The sequence below is a fragment of the Pedobacter soli genome (assembly GCF_900101435.1).
GTDB classification, from domain to species: Bacteria; Bacteroidota; Bacteroidia; order Sphingobacteriales; family Sphingobacteriaceae; genus Pedobacter; species Pedobacter soli.
This window is the reverse complement of record NZ_FMZH01000001.1, coordinates 826758-840575: the sequence shown is the minus strand read 5'-3', so window position 1 is coordinate 840575 and position 13818 is coordinate 826758. Positions and strand designations below refer to the sequence as shown.

General features: G+C 40.2%; 14 protein-coding genes. 4 read left to right on the top strand and 10 right to left on the bottom strand.

Annotation, left to right across the window (positions count from 1 at the left end; genetic code table 11):
* Positions 1-380: 380 nt before the first annotated feature.
* From rplU to BLR37_RS25235, 3 genes are all read left to right on the top strand, one after another.
* Entirely contained in the window at positions 381-692 is a 312-nt protein-coding gene (gene rplU / locus BLR37_RS03375; protein ID WP_039476071.1) for a 50S ribosomal protein L21, read from the top strand.
* 51 nt (positions 693-743) lie between these two features.
* The gene (gene rpmA / locus BLR37_RS03370; RefSeq protein WP_090764510.1) at positions 744-1160 is read left to right on the top strand and encodes a 50S ribosomal protein L27; all 417 of its coding nucleotides are present in this window, start codon (positions 744-746) and stop codon (positions 1158-1160) included.
* Positions 1161-1553: 393 nt separating this feature from the next.
* Positions 1554-2405, top strand: a complete 852-nt coding sequence (locus tag BLR37_RS25235; protein ID WP_167356541.1) for a DOMON domain-containing protein — start codon at positions 1554-1556, stop codon at positions 2403-2405.
* Positions 2406-2586: 181 nt separating this feature from the next.
* Here BLR37_RS25235 and BLR37_RS03365 read toward each other — a convergent pair whose 3' ends face one another.
* The 6 genes from BLR37_RS03365 to BLR37_RS03340 all read right to left on the bottom strand — a co-directional run bounded on the left by BLR37_RS03365 (position 2587) and on the right by BLR37_RS03340 (position 9595).
* Positions 2587-3561, bottom strand: coding sequence for a polyprenyl synthetase family protein (locus tag BLR37_RS03365; protein WP_167356540.1), 975 nt, complete (start codon positions 3559-3561; stop codon positions 2587-2589).
* Positions 3562-3605: 44 nt separating this feature from the next.
* Entirely contained in the window at positions 3606-5738 is a 2133-nt protein-coding gene (rnr, locus tag BLR37_RS03360) for a ribonuclease R (protein WP_090764504.1), read from the bottom strand.
* 139 nt (positions 5739-5877) lie between these two features.
* On the bottom strand, positions 5878-6912 hold the full coding sequence (locus BLR37_RS03355; protein WP_090764501.1) for a sialidase family protein: 1035 nt from the start codon (positions 6910-6912) through the stop codon (positions 5878-5880).
* 3 nt (positions 6913-6915) lie between these two features.
* Positions 6916-8622 (bottom strand): ABC transporter ATP-binding protein, encoded by a 1707-nt coding sequence (locus BLR37_RS03350; RefSeq protein ID WP_090764498.1) that lies wholly within the window; start codon positions 8620-8622, stop codon positions 6916-6918.
* On the bottom strand, positions 8622-8882 hold the full coding sequence (locus BLR37_RS03345; RefSeq protein WP_090764492.1) for an Imm32 family immunity protein: 261 nt from the start codon (positions 8880-8882) through the stop codon (positions 8622-8624). Before BLR37_RS03345 ends, BLR37_RS03350 begins: the two co-directional genes overlap by 1 nt.
* Entirely contained in the window at positions 8882-9595 is a 714-nt protein-coding gene (locus BLR37_RS03340) for a 3'-5' exonuclease (RefSeq protein ID WP_090764489.1), read from the bottom strand. Before BLR37_RS03340 ends, BLR37_RS03345 begins: the two co-directional genes overlap by 1 nt.
* 81 nt (positions 9596-9676) lie before the next feature.
* Here BLR37_RS03340 and BLR37_RS03335 point away from each other — a divergent pair, with 81 nt between their 5' ends.
* Positions 9677-10174: a DUF1579 domain-containing protein gene (locus BLR37_RS03335; protein WP_090764486.1), complete on the top strand. Its 498-nt coding sequence runs from the start codon at positions 9677-9679 to the stop codon at positions 10172-10174.
* A 182-nt stretch (positions 10175-10356) separates the two neighbouring features.
* On the opposite strand, the gene BLR37_RS03330 is transcribed toward BLR37_RS03335, so the two are convergent.
* The 4 genes from BLR37_RS03330 to BLR37_RS03315 all read right to left on the bottom strand — a co-directional run bounded on the left by BLR37_RS03330 (position 10357) and on the right by BLR37_RS03315 (position 13348).
* Positions 10357-11247 (bottom strand): DUF72 domain-containing protein, encoded by an 891-nt coding sequence (locus tag BLR37_RS03330; RefSeq protein WP_090764483.1) that lies wholly within the window; start codon positions 11245-11247, stop codon positions 10357-10359.
* Between the two features lie 7 nt (positions 11248-11254).
* On the bottom strand, positions 11255-11614 hold the full coding sequence (locus BLR37_RS03325; RefSeq protein ID WP_090764480.1) for a DUF5615 family PIN-like protein: 360 nt from the start codon (positions 11612-11614) through the stop codon (positions 11255-11257).
* The gene (locus BLR37_RS03320) at positions 11595-11831 is read right to left on the bottom strand and encodes a DUF433 domain-containing protein (RefSeq protein ID WP_090764477.1); all 237 of its coding nucleotides are present in this window, start codon (positions 11829-11831) and stop codon (positions 11595-11597) included. Before BLR37_RS03320 ends, BLR37_RS03325 begins: the two co-directional genes overlap by 20 nt.
* Positions 11832-11959: 128 nt before the next feature.
* Positions 11960-13348, bottom strand: a complete 1389-nt coding sequence (locus BLR37_RS03315) for an arginine decarboxylase (RefSeq protein WP_090764474.1) — start codon at positions 13346-13348, stop codon at positions 11960-11962.
* Positions 13349-13818 lie beyond the last annotated feature (470 nt).

Genomic DNA, 13818 nt, shown 5'->3' with positions numbered 1-13818 from the left:
AACTACGAAATTTTCGTAATAAGATTACGGTTTAACATTTTTTAACAGATGGCTGTTTTTTATTCAGAAAAGGAGTGGGGGGAAGTATTTGGCTGCTTGTAGTCCCGCTATTCATTACAAGCACCGCTGAAAAAGCGGAGGCTTTCCATTGCTATCGGGTTTATAAACAAAGCGAGTGTAGGATACATGAGGACGCTAAAATGTTTATCTTTACCCTTCTGAAAACTAAAGTTGGGGTGGGTAAACGGATATGGAAGGAGAGGTAGCGATGGGCGGAATGTTTTATCGAAAAATATTTTCGATATCTATTTGTGTGTTAATTGAAATTGTTCTATATTTGCACCTCGTTAAATAAAAATTAAAAAACTAATATTTAAACAATGTACGCAATAGTAAATATAGCAGGGCAGCAATTTAAAGTTGCTAAAGACCAGCACCTTTTTGTACACAGATTGCAAGGAGATGAAGGCGCTAGTATTGAATTTGATAATGTATTGTTGGTTGATAACGGTGGTGCAATTACTGTAGGTGCTCCTGCAGTTAAAGGTGCTAAAGTTTCAGCTAAGATCGTATCTCATTTAAAAGGTGATAAAGTAATCGTTTTCCACAAAAAACGTAGAAAAGGTTACAAAAAGAAAAACGGTCACCGCCAGTTTTTCACTAAGATTCAGATCTCTGACATCACGTTATAATTAATTGTTAACCCAATAATCCGCTTTTAGCGGGTTACAAAATATAAAATCATGGCACACAAAAAAGGAGCCGGTAGTTCGAAAAACGGACGTGAATCGCATAGTAAGCGTTTAGGTATTAAAGTTTTCGGTGGTCAGTTAGCTATCGCAGGAAACATTTTAGTACGTCAACGTGGTACAAAACACCATCCTGATAAAGGCGTGGGTATTGGTAAAGACCATACTTTATTCGCTTTAGTTGATGGTACGGTTGTTTTCAAAAAGAAACAAGATAACAAATCATATGTTTCTATTCTTCCTATCACTGATGCAGAGATCGAAGCAGCAATCGCTAAACCAGCTGCTAAAAAAGCAACTGCAAAGAAAGAAGTTGTAGCTGAAGTTGAAGCAGCACCTGCTAAAAAAGCACCAGCAAAAAAAGCAGCTAAAAAAGACGAAGCTACTGAAGAAGCTGCATCTGCAGAATAATTAGTACGAAATAAAATATAAAAAAGGTTCTGATGCAAATCAGGACCTTTTTTGCGTTTATAGCTTTGCTATTCGGTTAACTGGTTAATCGGTTAACTGTTTAAATCGGTTAATTGGTTAACTGCGAACTACCAACTGGATACTGGTTATTAGTTCATTGGTCATTAGTTTATTGGTTTATAGTCAATAGTTCATAGTCTAATTCAACTGAAAATTGAAAACTGATAACTGTAAACTGATAACTGAACATCAATTCATTCCATCTTTTAGCTGACCTCCAGACTCCCGACCCCGGACTTCCGACTCCCGACTAAATTGTTAAACCCTGTTAAATAACAAAAATTAACATTTCAGGCCTTTAGATTAGGGTATTGATTTTAAAACAAATCCCCCATGAATCTGAAGAAAATATCCTTATTAATTCCATTACTTATTTCAGGCAGTTTATTATATGCACAAGATGTAGAAGAGAACATCCGCATGGTAAAGCCTTTTAAAGCCGATGGTATATCGAACGAATGGAACGAACCGCTTAACCAGTATAACGATGCCACCCGGCTGGCTTTTGCGCTGGCAAATGATGATCAAAATCTTTACCTCATTATCGAATCTTTAGACCCCCAGACTACCTTTAGCGTGTTAAGCGGGGGCATTACCTTAAACATTAATACTGCAGGTAAGAAGAAAGACGGGATTAAATTAACCTTTCCTCTGATGGAAAGACCACCTATGGACAAAGATGTAGATGTACCACCAGATCACCATACACCACATACTGATAGAGATACGGGATTGATGCACGATCCTTCAGCAATGAATAAAAGTATCCGTGTTTCGGGTTTTAAAAATATTGCTGATGGCGATTTACCTGCCGATAACCAGAGTGGCATTGAAACCGGTATGAGCATTCACCCCAATAAAGATTTGATTTACGAATTGCGTATTCCGCTGGCGCAACTTGCTGTGAATTTAGATATGAAAAAACCACTGGTGTACAACATCAAAATTAACCAGCCGAATAAAACTGCAATGCACAGAGCAGGTAAGCCGGAAGGCGGTGGAAGAGCAGGTGGTTTCGGCGGTGGTGGCGGAAAAGGCATGGGCGGCGGCCGCGGTGGTATGAGTGGAGGAAGATCAGGAGGTGGTATGCGAGGTGGAGGCGGTGGTGAAAGACCCCAGCAAGGCGGAGAATCTGCAGCTAAATCAGCCGATTTTTGGATTAAATATAAGTTGGTTAAGGCTTAGCTTTTCGTCATTGCGAGAAGGCTTTTTCAGCCGCCGAAGTAATCTTTATGCGAACACTTGGCTGTAGCGACCGTTGTAAGATTGCCTGCCTGCTGCAGGCAGGCTTCGTTTCTCGCAATGACGCCTAGAGGAGGGGGATCATCAATTAACCACCAAACTTAAAGCAATTAAACCTCCTTTTTTAATACTCCCTGGCCATTAACTGGTTGGTAAGTGTTAGCAGGTTTGCTTTTCTTTCCTCGCTCACATTTATCTGCGCAAATAAGGCCAGCGCTTTATCGCGGTAATGGTTCATGTGTTCTTTAGCAATCTGTTGTATGTCCAGTGTATCGTAAACAGCCCTAACGGTTTCTACCTTTTCTTGCGCGTTAAACGCTTTAGCGGCAGTCCAGGTATTTAAAGCAGCTTTGGTATCACCTTCTGCGAGTTCAAAGGCTTTTAACAGCAGGAAAGTCTTTTTATTCGCAATAATATCACCACCAACCTGTTTGCCAAATTTTTCCGGATCGGCATATACATCTAAAATATCATCCTGCAGTTGAAAAGCAATACCAATATTTTCGCCGAATTGCTCAATCAGGTCGGCATCTTTTGTTGATGCACCGGCAATAATAGCACCTAATTTCAGCGCACCACCCAATAATACAGCAGTTTTGAGCCTGATCATGTTGATGTACTCTTCAATACTTACATCATCACGTCCTTCAAATTCCATATCTAATTGCTGTCCTTCGCAAACACCCTGAGCGGTAGCATTGAAAGTATCGAGCACATCTTTAAGAAAAACCGGATTTACTTTAGCGAGGTTTTTATTGGCTTCTACCATCATCACATCGCCACTCAAAATAGCCACATTGGTACTCCATTTTTCGTGTACCGTTGCCTGGCCTCTGCGTAATGGCGCATTATCCATAATATCATCGTGTACGAGGGTAAAATTATGGAAAATCTCTATAGCCATTGCAGCATGAACAGATTCGTTGGCATCAGCACCAAACAGTTCTGTGGCCATAAGTACCAATAAGGGCCTTACCCGTTTGCCACCCAGGTTAATGATATAGCTTATCGGATCATAAAGTTGCTTCGGGTGATCTGGAAACTTTAAATTTTGTATTGTGGTATCTAAAATTTGCTGTAATTGTTCTGTAGTCTGCATGTTTTGTTTAAACACTGTGTTTCGGGCACAAATGTCTTAATTTTTTAATCAGGAATTAGGGTGAAATCGATTTGGCGCTTAGAAAGATCAACTTTTTTTACACGTATCATCACTTCATCGCCCAGTTGATATTTTTTCTTCTTTCTTTGGCCTACAATACAGTAGTTTTTTTCATCAAGTACATAAAAATCGTCAGATATGTCGCGCAGGCGGATCATACCTTCACATTTATTTTCTTCAATTTCTACATACATGCCCCATTCGGTAACGCCCGAAATAATGCCTTTGTAGGCTGTACCGATATTATTTTCTAGATATTCGGCTTGTTTGTATTTAATCGAAGCTCTTTCGGCATCAGCAGCCCGTTTTTCCATCGCAGAAGAATGCACGGAAGCAACTTCGTAAAACTCCATATCGGCCGATTTGCCACCATCTAAATAGGTTTGCAGTAAACGGTGTGCCATTACATCGGGATAACGACGGATAGGCGAAGTGAAGTGGGTGTAATACTCGAAAGCCAGGCCGTAATGGCTGGTTTTTTTAGTGGTATAAATGGCTTTGGCCATAGAACGGATGGCCAGCGAAGTTAAAATATTCTGCTCTTTTTTGCCCTCTACATCAGCCATTAAATGGTTTAGCGATTTGGCAATTTCCTTATCTGATTTGGTATTGATTTTATAGCCAAAGCGGGAAGCAAAGTTGGCAAAAGTATTTAAAGTTTCCATGTTGGGCGAATCGTGCACCCGGTAAACAAAGGTTAATTTTTGTTTACCCTTGCTCTTTTTTGCAATAAATTCGGCTACTTTACGGTTGGCCAAAAGCATGTAATCTTCAATCAGTTTATGGGCATCTTTACGCTCTTTTACGTAAACGCCTATAGGTTTGCCAGCTTCATCGAGTTTAAATTTAACTTCGGTACTTTCAAAGCTGATGGCGCCGTTTTTAAATTTACGGTCGCGCAGGATATAAGCAAGCTCATTCAGTTTTTGTATTTCGGTTGCGTAATCGCCGGTTTTACTTTCAATCACTTCCTGTGCTTCTTCGTAGGTGAATCTGCGATCGGAGTGGATGATTGTGCGGCCATACCATTCATTCTGGATGTTGGCTTGCTCATCGAGCTCAAAAACAGCTGTAAAACACAATTTATCTTCGTGCGGGCGAAGCGAGCATACACCGTTACTTAAACGCTCCGGCAGCATCGGAATTACGCGGTCAACCAAATAAACCGAAGTAGCGCGGCTATATGCTTCTTTATCGAGTTCGCTTCCCTGGATTACGTAGTGTGAAACATCGGCAATGTGGATCCCGATTTCGTGGTTACCATTGGGTAATTCCTGGTAGGAGATGGCATCGTCAAAATCTTTGGCGTCGGCCGGATCGATGGTAAAGGTTAACACCTTTCTAAAATCCTTACGCTTAGCAATTTCTGCAGCCGGAATTTCTTCGGGAATGGCATTGGCTTCTCTTTCTACCTGAGGTGGGAACTCGAGTGGAAAGCCGTATTGGGCCAGAATGGCATTCATTTCGGTATTGTTTTCGCCCTGGTTGCCCAACACATGTTTCACAATACCTATTGGGTTTTTAGCACTCTCAGGCCAGTCGGATAGCGTTACCAAAACCCTTTGACCACTTTTTGCACCATGCGTATCGGCTAATGGTACAAAAATATCGTGCATCATTTTTTTATCGTCGGCAATTACGAAGGCAAAGCGATCTGATATTTTAATCACACCGGTAAAGTCTGATTTTGCCCTTTTAATGATTTCGATTACTTCTCCATCATTTTTACGGCCGCTCTTTTTGGCAAAAACATAAGCTTTTACGGTATCGCCATGCAGGGCATTTTTAAGTTTGCGGGGTGCAACAAAAATATCTTTCTCAAACTCATCTTCGGGCACGATATAAGCCGAACCATCGGCAGTCATATCTACAGTACCAATAATGAAGTTCTGCAGTTCTTTAAGTTTAAATTTCCCTTTTTGGGGTTCTAAGAAAATACCGTTGTTTTTTCCTTCCTTTAATATCTCTAAAATCGTTTCTCTTGATTCCTGATCGTTTAGGTTCAATTTGGCCGAAACCTGTTTGTAATTGAGAAGCTGATTATTGTTTTTTTCAAAAATATCACTAACCAGTTGATTCAGAACCAATTTTATATTTGCCGATTTTTTCTTTGCCATACGCTAAACTGAATTTACCGAAGATACAGAAAAGATAGGGAAGTGACGGGATTTGGGGCGTAAAATGTATGGTAGATGTGGGATATGAGATATGAGATGTGAGACTTGAGATATGAGATAGGGGATTTTGATTTACAAGTTACTGTTCTGCCAACTTCAGTTCAACATAGGTGATGTTTTTGCGCTCGGCGGTATAACTGATATGGATATTCCCATTTTGATCCTGAATAATGGCCGGGTAGCTATATTCGCCTTTTTGGTGGTTTTCGAGGGTATAAATATCTTTCCAGTTTTCGCCATCGGTTGATATGGCCAGTTTTAATAGCGAGCGACCTTCCCACCAGTTTTTACCCGCAGTTAATGGGTTATAAACAAGCATTTGCCTGCCATCTTTTAAGGTTACCGCATCACTGCCCGAATTGGGATTGGGCAGTTGGGTAGGTTTTAGTTTCGACCAGTTTTCGCCTCCATCAACCGACCAACTTTCTACAATTACATTTTGCCGGCTCCTGCAAAGCAGTTGTAATTTGCCTTTGGGATGAATGAGAATTGATGGCTGGATTACGCCAAAGGTATCGCAGTTGATCTTGATTTTTATCCAGTTTTTACCGTCGGCATCCGATTTTTCAATATGAATATTCCATGTTTTTTCGTCAAGGCTTTCGGTGCTCGAAGGGTAGAGGATGGTTCCGTTTGCCAGTTGAACGGGTTTATTTTTAATAGGACCTAAAAAATCTTTGGGTAATTTTTGCGCTTTAGACCAGGTTTTACCATTGTTAGCCGATGTTTTATATTCGGCCCACCACTCGCGTGGATTTAAACCCACTTTATAGTGTAAGAATAAAATGCCATTTTTTGCTTTAAACAATACCGGATTCCAGCAGGCTAAACGGCTGGTATCGCTTTGTATTCCGTTGGCAATTTCAACCGGCTGACTCCAGTTTGCACCATTTTTTACCGCCGACCAAATCACTACATCTTTGCTTCCTTCGTGTTTGCCACCAAACCAGGCTGCCATAATTTTTCCGTTTCCGAGATCAACGAGTGTTGAAGCATGACAGGCTTCGAAAGGCACTTGCTTAAAAATGGAGCCGGACTGTATAATTTCGACTTTTTGGGCGTAAGTGGTTGCGCAAAAGAACAGTATAGCAATAATGGAAAAGAATCTTTGCATAATTTATTGTTGGCCGGGAATCGCGGCGATAAGTTTTTGAGTATATTCGGCCTTAGGGGCATTAAATAATTCTTCTGGAAAACCTTCCTCTTCAATTTTACCTTTATTCATCACTAAAATACGGTCAGAAATATGCTTGATTACTGCTAAATCGTGTGAAATGAAGATATAAGTCAGGCCAAATTCTTCCTGTAGTGATTTGATAAGGTTAAGCACCTGCGCCTGTACCGATACATCGAGTGCCGATACGGACTCATCGCAAATGATGAATTTGGGTTGCAATGCCAAAGCCCGTGCAATTACCACACGCTGCCGCTGGCCGCCACTAAACTCGTGTGGATAGCGGTTAAAATGCTCGGCTTTTAAACCAACTTTATCCAGCAGTTCTAATACCTTTTGTTTGCGTTCGGCATCATTTTGATACAGCTGATGTACCTGCAAAGGTTCTAATATGGATTGGCCGATGCTTAGTTTAGGGTTTAGCGAGGCATAGGGATCCTGAAAAATAATCTGGATATCTTTTCTGAGCTTTCGCATTTCGTTTTTGCCCAGGTGGGTAATGTCTTGTCCGTTAAATACAATGCTACCTGACGTTGGCTGTATAAGCCTTATAATGGTACGGCCTAAGGTTGTTTTTCCGCAACCCGATTCGCCTACGAGGCCGAGGGTTTCACCCGGAAAAACCTCAAAGTTAATTTCATCCACCGCTTTAACATAATCGGTAGTTTTACCAAATAAGCCGCTACGGATAGGATACCAGGTGCATAGCGCTTTAATTTGCAATAACGGTTTTTGCTGGTACAAGGATTGCCGCCTTTGGGCAATTTCAGTTGTGGTTAACTGGTTTGCCGGCTGTAAATAGGCTGGTGCATCACCGGTTTGGTTGTTTAAAAAATCGGCTACAACCGGTAATTTTTTTAATTGTAAGTTGGGTGATGGCCTGCAGGCGAGTAAGCCCTGGGTATAAGGATGTTGCGGATTTTCAAATACCGATTTTACTGGGCCCTGTTCTACAATTTCGCCTTTGTACATCACGGCAACTTCATCGGCAATTTCGTTTACCACGCCTAAATCGTGCGAGATAAAGATCATGGCCATGTTGCGCTCTGTTTTGAGCTTAAGGAGCAATTGCAGAATGGTTTTTTGAACAGTTACGTCTAAAGCAGTTGTAGGCTCGTCGGCAATGAGCAGTTTAGGGTTACAGCTTAAAGCCATAGCAATCATTACCCGCTGCTTTTGTCCACCCGAAATCTGGTGCGGATAACTTTCAAATATTTTTTCGGGTCGCGGAAGCTGAACTTCGTTAAACAGGGCAATGGTTTGTTTTTTTGCTTCGGCTTTATCTACCTTTTGGTGGAGGATAATGGCTTCGGCAACCTGATCGCCGCAAGTAAAAACAGGGTTCAGGGAAGTCATGGGTTCCTGAAAAATCATTGAAATCTGATTGCCCCTGATCTGCCTGATTTCGTTCGCATTTAAATTAAGCAGGCTGATGTCTTCAAAATCAATATCGCCGGTAATTTTAGCAAGGCGCTCGTCATGCAAACTCATAATGGAGAACGAAGTAACCGATTTACCCGAGCCCGATTCGCCAACTATGCCTAAAACAGTACCTTTTTTTACATTAAAGCTGATTTTTTTAACGGCTTTGAACCAGTTTTTATCTTCCTGGTTGTAGAAATCGATATTTAAATTTTCAACGTTTAACATTAAATTTTACAGATTACAATTTCTTTCGACCCTGTTTCTAAGCTGTTTAGTTCATCTAAATGATAATGGCAATTTACAGGCGTTTCATTTTGGGCAAGAAAAAGTAAATGTTTTGCCAAAGAAATTAAGCCTGCCCGGTTAGCTGAGATAATAATCTGATTATTTAAAACCTCACTTTTAATTACAAACCCTTCCTCCCAGATGGAAACAGTATCTTTTTCTTTAGTGTATTCGGGAATGTTTATTTTTAATTCTGCCATCAGGTTACAATGGTAATATTTTCTTCCGGAATTACCTCCATACCTTTAAATTTTAACAGTACCTGTGCTGTAGTAATTACATCTTTCTGGCAATAGGTAACAATCCGGGGCAGGTTTTTTTCTTCATAATATACCTGTTTTACCTGACTGCCGTTAATATCATCTTTTGGAGTAGGAATATCCAGAATGGCGGCAAGCAGGCTAAGGGAGGTGAAATGTTTGTGGTCGCCAAATTTCCAGAGCTCCATGGTATCGATGTGATTTACTTCCCATGGCTTTTTGCCTGCTAGCTGCAGCTGTACCGGAATTTCGATGTCATTAATTAAAAGTCTGCGGCAGAGGTAAGGGAAATCAAATTCTTTTCCGTTATGGGCGCAGAACATCAGACCAGGCGTTTGTTTATTCAACAAAGCTGAAAATTGCGAGAGTATTTCGTATTCATCATGACCTGAAAAAGATTTGATGCGCAATTTATTCGTTTTGTCTTCGGTATAGAAAATGCCGAGGCTGATGCAGATGATTTTGCCAAATTCGGCCATTATGCCTGCGCGTTCGTAAAATTCTTCTGCACTTTGGTCGTTATTGCGCTGGTAATGCGTTTTGTGTTCCCAAAGTTCCTGAAAATTGGGCGGTACATCCTGAAAAGAAGGGTATTGTGGAACGGTTTCAATATCGAGTACCATTACCTGATTGAGATCTAACGTTTTTAGCATATAGCAGATAGTTTTCTGTCAACAATTTACAGTTTTCCTTTTACAATTATAGCAGGTGGATTATATTTTATAAGTTTGGATATGGCGAAAAGTAAATTCGAGCAGTCTTTGGAAGATGGTGCTCATCAACAATTACAAAAACTGGTTGGCCGTTGGCAAGGCAGTACCAAAACCTGGTTTGAAAAAGATATCCTGGCAGATGAATCGCCATCTGAAGGTGAGATTACTTCCATTTTGGGTGCCCGTTTTATTTCTTTTGATTATCAGGGTAGTTTAGAAAGCAAACCTTTTGAAGGTAAAATGATTATTGGTTTCGATATTCCTTACCAAAAGTTCAGGATAAGCTGGATAGATAGTTTCCACATGGGAACGCAGATTATGCTTTCTGGCGGCGAGGCGACCGGAAATGGTTTTGCTGTTTTTGGTGAATATGGCAGTCCGGAATATGGAGAACAGTTATGGGGCTGGCGTACAGTTTTAGCAGTAAGCAATGCTGATGAATTCGTGCTAACAGCCTATAATGTTTCGCCAGAAGGGGAAGAAGCTAAAGCTACAGAAACGGTTTACAGGAGGGTTTAAACACAATGCGTTTATAGGAAAGAAAATGGTTCGTGGTTACACAAACCATTGGTGGATTAAAAATCCACAGTTCATACAGTCCGGATTTAAAATCCGGACTAACTGTGTAATCTTCTTTTAAGGTGGATTAAAAATCCAGCGTTTATGCAAGTCGGGATTACAAATCCCGACTAACGGTAAGTTTAAAACAATGTCGGCGTGGTGGTAGCCAATACCGGAATTTTTAAATCTGTTCCAATGGCCTTGTTTAATTTCTCGATAAAGTAAGCCGATAACAGGGGCGAGGCCAGCTCTACATTCTGGTGTACAAAGAAATACAGGTTTTCAAGTCCTTGTGCTTTCCATTGCACAATTCTTTCTACCCATTCATCTAAACGGGTATAATCGCTTTCGTGATTGGCACCTACATAACGTACAAAAGCAGTTGGGGTAGTTAGGCGCATATGCAGCATATCGCGGCGTCCGGCAGTATCGACAATGATATTGGCTACACCATTTTCTGCAAACAATTGGGCAAACTCGCTGGCAATAGCCTGGTTCGAGAACCATTCTTCGTTACGCACTTCTACACCCAATGGAATTACTTTCGGAAACTCGGTAATTACGGTTTTAAGTCGCTCAAAATCTTTTGGCTTAAAGTTGTCGTGCAGCTGAAGAAAAGCCATGCCCAATTTATCTTCAAAATTGCTAATGGCATCGCAAAACTGTTCTACGGGTTCTTTTACGTTAATCAGCCTTTTAAAGTGACTAATGGTATTGGTTAATTTCGGGAAGAATTTAAAATCTGCAGGCGTTTTTTGTGTCCAGGTGATTACCTGCTCGCTTGAAGGCATGCCATAAAAGGTTGCATTGAGTTCAATTGAATTAAATTGCGTAGCATAGTACGTTAACTCATCTTTAGTACCTTTTGGGTAAAAGCCTTTTAAATCGGCCTTATTCCATTTTGCACAGCCTACAGAAGCTTTGAAAGCCTGTTTGGATTTATTGGCTGCTAAAACTGCTGCAGTTTCGGGCGCATCAGCTGGGAGTTTAAAATCTATTATCGAGGGGTCTTCTACTTGGCCGAATTTCATGGTAATGTTATTTGATGTCAAATATATCTAAATCTCCATAGATTAGCTTGTCTATGGCATCGTAAATTTTAGCTTTTAGTTTTTCCCAGAATATTTTGTTGGAGCAATTTCCGAATTGGATTGAAATTAACTTTGGAGGTGGCCCTTTCCAGGCGACAAGTTCCCGATAATCTTCATCTTTCGAGATGATGATCACTTTTTCTTGATGGCGTGCGAGATGATAGATTTCAAGATCGGGAGTTTTGTTTAATTTCAGAAAATGAAATGAATTACATTTAATATTGATTTCATCCGTTAGCCATTTTGAAATGATAGGAGAAATATTCTCGTCAAGCCAAAATTCCCAATTATTCGTAAATGTAGTCATCCCTAAGTTGTTTAGCGCTAAAAAGCAGTGCAGCTTTTATATCTTCACTTTCGAGGATGGGATGCTCCTCTAAAATTTCTTCTTTCGTCATTCCTGACGATAATAATTCGAGAATATCGATCACAGTGAACCGATTACCTCTAATGGTAGGCTTACCACCCATTAATCCTGGGATAATGGTTATTCGTTCTAACAATTTCTTTTCTTCGTCTGCCATACTCAAATATAATAAAAACAAATTTCAATTAAGCAAAACTGTTACATACAAAAAAAGCGCTTAGAAAACCGAGCGCTTTAAATAAGTTATGCTAACTGCAAACTTCCAACTGAAAACTGTCAACTAAATTAATAGCCCAATATCTTCAGTACTTGCTTACTGTTTTGTTCTTCGCCAAAAACTTCAAAGTTGAAACTTTCATCGCGGTTTCTGCGAATCAACACATGTTTCGGACTAGGCAACAAGCAATGGTGTATACCGCCATATCCACTCAGTACTTCCTGGTATGCTCCGGTATGGAAGAAGCCCAAATACTGTACTTTACGGGTTTTAGGCATAAATACACTGTTCATGTGTGCTTCCTGGTTATAGTAATCCTGCCCATCGCAGGTAATACCTCCTAAGTTAACACGTTCGTATTCAGCATCCCAGTTATTAATTGGTAATAAGATGTATTTTTGGTTCAATGCCCAAACATCTGGTAAGTTGGTAATGAAAGAACCATCCAGCATTAACCAGCGTTCGCGGTCGTTTTGTTGTTTACGGCCCAAAACTTTATATAAAATACCCGAAGCCTCAGCAACAGTGTATTTACCAAATTCGGTAATGATATCTGGTTCCATCACTTCGTGAATGGCGCAGATTTCTTTAATCCTTTTTACAATTTCGTTTACCATGTATTCGTAATCGAAATCGAAAACCAGCGAATCTTTAAATGGCATACCACCACCAATATCGAGGGTATCCAGATCAGGGTTGATTTTCTTGAATTTGCAATAAAGGGTTACGTATTTCTCTAACTCGTTCCAGTAGTATGGCGAATCGGTAATACCTGAATTGATGAAGAAGTGCAACAGTTTTACCCTGAAATTAGGATTGTGTACAATTTTATTGTTGTAAAACTCAATTACATCTTCCATACGCACACCTAAACGCGAGGTATAGAATTGCGAATCTGGTTGCTCCTCAGCAGCGATACGAATACCCAGGTTACAAGGTGTATCGATATCTACCTCATCATCAAAAAGGTTAAATTCCTCTTTGTTATCTAAAACCGGAATAATATTGGTGTAACCATCGTGAAGCATATCGATGATATACTGTTTGTACTGGTAAGTTTTAAATCCGTTGCAGATAATGGTGGTATCTTTAGTTAAAGCACCTTTTTTCTCCAGCGCATCAACCATAGGCATATCAAAAGCCGAAGAAGTTTCCAGGTGGATGTTGTTCTTCAGCGCTTCTTCAACAATGTGCCTGAAGTGTGAGCTTTTGGTACAATAGCAATATTTATAATCGCCACGGTAGTTGTTTTTTAAAATGGCAGTCTGGAAAAGAATCTTCGCCTGTTGAATTTTCTTACTCACCATGGGTAAGTACGTGAAACGTAGGGGAGTACCGTAAGTTTCAATCATTTCCATCAGGTTTAAATCCTGAAAATATAATTCATCATCTATAACATCAAAGCCTTCCTGTGGAAAGCCAACGCTTAGATCGAGAAATTCTGAGTAACTCTGCATTTACTTTTAAATAATTTTTGCAAAAATGTAATTTTAAATCGAGAAATAAACGCTATTGATAATATTTTTACTGTAGAGAAACGCTTAGCCTAACGACAAAATTTGAATATGAAATATTTTTTAAAAAAAACAGAGCGGTTTTTTTATTTACCTGCTTGTAATTCAGTAATATAATTGGTTTGTTTTAGGAAAGCAAGTTCCTGTTTTTTATAGGTTTGGGTTGGGCCTGCTCTACACTTTACTCGTTGCACTCGTGTCCGTTACGATCAGGTTTAGGTGGCAGGGACCGTTCTGCTATTTAGGGTTTTATAGCGAGATGCCTTCATGCGAAGGCTTTTCCGTGTGTTCAGTGTTTCCGTGGCAAAAATACCATGTTTCACAGCTGCGAACCAAAGTGTAGCATATGGTTTATAACGATACAATCGTTAAGCTATTTAGGCACGCGTTAGAAACGCGCGCCAGCACTAATG

Coding starts and splice junctions, on each gene's coding strand:
- rplU (WP_039476071.1), top strand. CDS start 381: ATGTACGCAATAGTAAATATAGCAGGGCAGCAATTTAAAGTTGCTAAA.
- rpmA (WP_090764510.1), top strand. CDS start 744: ATGGCACACAAAAAAGGAGCCGGTAGTTCGAAAAACGGACGTGAATCG.
- BLR37_RS25235 (WP_167356541.1), top strand. CDS start 1,554: ATGAATCTGAAGAAAATATCCTTATTAATTCCATTACTTATTTCAGGC.
- BLR37_RS03365 (WP_167356540.1), bottom strand. CDS start 3,561: ATGCAGACTACAGAACAATTACAGCAAATTTTAGATACCACAATACAA.
- rnr (WP_090764504.1), bottom strand. CDS start 5,738: ATGGCAAAGAAAAAATCGGCAAATATAAAATTGGTTCTGAATCAACTG.
- BLR37_RS03355 (WP_090764501.1), bottom strand. CDS start 6,912: ATGCAAAGATTCTTTTCCATTATTGCTATACTGTTCTTTTGCGCAACC.
- BLR37_RS03350 (WP_090764498.1), bottom strand. CDS start 8,622: ATGTTAAACGTTGAAAATTTAAATATCGATTTCTACAACCAGGAAGAT.
- BLR37_RS03345 (WP_090764492.1), bottom strand. CDS start 8,882: ATGGCAGAATTAAAAATAAACATTCCCGAATACACTAAAGAAAAAGAT.
- BLR37_RS03340 (WP_090764489.1), bottom strand. CDS start 9,595: ATGCTAAAAACGTTAGATCTCAATCAGGTAATGGTACTCGATATTGAA.
- BLR37_RS03335 (WP_090764486.1), top strand. CDS start 9,677: ATGGCGAAAAGTAAATTCGAGCAGTCTTTGGAAGATGGTGCTCATCAA.
- BLR37_RS03330 (WP_090764483.1), bottom strand. CDS start 11,247: ATGAAATTCGGCCAAGTAGAAGACCCCTCGATAATAGATTTTAAACTC.
- BLR37_RS03325 (WP_090764480.1), bottom strand. CDS start 11,614: ATGACTACATTTACGAATAATTGGGAATTTTGGCTTGACGAGAATATT.
- BLR37_RS03320 (WP_090764477.1), bottom strand. CDS start 11,831: ATGGCAGACGAAGAAAAGAAATTGTTAGAACGAATAACCATTATCCCA.
- BLR37_RS03315 (WP_090764474.1), bottom strand. CDS start 13,348: ATGCAGAGTTACTCAGAATTTCTCGATCTAAGCGTTGGCTTTCCACAG.